At 51.6% G+C, this 1544-nt stretch carries 1 protein-coding gene; it reads right to left on the reverse strand.

The features are described 5' to 3' along the window. Nucleotides 1-1205, reverse strand: a 1205-nt coding sequence (gene aroA, locus QMD03_10005; protein MDI6777544.1) for a 3-phosphoshikimate 1-carboxyvinyltransferase, incomplete at its 3' end; no start/stop codon positions are given. Between the last annotated feature and the right edge of the window lie 339 nt (nucleotides 1206-1544).

Below are 1544 nucleotides of genomic sequence, written 5' to 3' on the forward strand. Positions count from 1 at the left end.
CTGTTTTTAATCCTGATCCCCGGTATGGCAAGCCCTGCCACAGCGAAGCTCATGGCAATCCGATGATCGTTGTATGTTTCTATCTCGGCACCGTGCGGTTTTCCCCCAGTAATAATGAGGCCGTTATCCGTTTCCTCAGCGATAATGCCCATCCTCCTCAGTTCATTCACCGGTGCTGCAATACGATTACTTTCCTTGAGCCGCAAATGCGAGACATTCGTAATCACGGTTCGCCCGGGTCTGAATGCCGACAAAACAGCCATTGTCGGCACCATATCAGGCATATCGCCCATATCGGCCACGTATTCCCCGCCGCGCAACTTACCTCCCGAGACCTCAACACACATGTCACCCCACAATACGGAACAGCCAAGGTCTTCCATAATACGAAGGAATCTCATGTCTCCCTGCTGGCTATGGGGATTTATGTTCAGTACCCTGACCCTCCCGCCGCAGAGGGCTGCAGCCAAGAAAAAGTATGAAGCGCTGGAGACATCCCCTTCGACACGGTACCTTTGACCAACATATCGTTGCCCGCACTTTACGTAATAATTGCCCGTTTCCCTTCCTGTAACCTCTATACCGAAAAGTTCCATGACCTCTATGGTCAAGTCAACATAGGGGAGAGAGACTGTACGACCTTTCAACTGTATACTAACATCCCCCTCAGCGTAAGGGGCGCTGATGAGAAGCGAGGAGACATACTGGCTACTTTCCACGTCGGTCAATGTTACACTGCCGCCCCGGATACCATTTGCCTCAATTACCACGGGTGGATATTCATCTCCTTTCCCGCTATGAGCGGAGACACCAAGTGCCTTTAAAGCCTCCAGAAGGGACTTAACCGGTCTCTCACAGAGGCGGCTGTCACCGGTGAGGACATACTCTCCCCTCCCGAGGGCAACCAGCGACGTTAAGAAGCGCAGGGCGGTGCCGTTGTTCCCCAGAAAAATTTCTTTATGTGGATTTTCGATATACCCCCCTGTTCCCGTAACGATAAGATCCTCACCGGATATCAGGATCCCTGTACCGAGGGAACGCAGAGCCCCCATCAGATACCGTGTATCCTCCGAGATGAGGGCATTTTGCAGAAAGGATTTCCCCTCTGCCAGAGCGGCGATGACGAGTGCCCTCTGGGTGTAACTCTTCGATCCTGGTACCTTCACCGTTGCCTGCAAACTACCGCTCGGTTTGATTTCCAGCATAAAAATATTACCCTATCTAAGGATCACTCTCTCCTTTTTGTTTACCCCTTGATACGCAAAATGCCGCTACGCTTTTTACAACGGTTTTCAGGGGCGCAATTTCACAGCACACGGGCTAAAAGAAGTGCGTTAGCACTTGAATGTCAATCTTTTAGCCGATGTTATCTGCCGTGGCGGGCAAAATTTAATAGAACCGTTCCGTTTACTCCCCTATAGGGATGTTAACCGTTGCTGGCCGTCCACGATCAACAGGCGCGCGGGTTTTTGTTTGGTATCCGTGCCGATAACGCGGGCATCATCGGAAAATCCGTTTCGGCGTATTCGGGCGTATTCGGGGCG

It is taken from the genome of Syntrophales bacterium (assembly GCA_030018935.1).
In the GTDB taxonomy this organism is placed as follows: domain Bacteria; phylum Desulfobacterota; class Syntrophia; order Syntrophales; family CG2-30-49-12; genus CG2-30-49-12.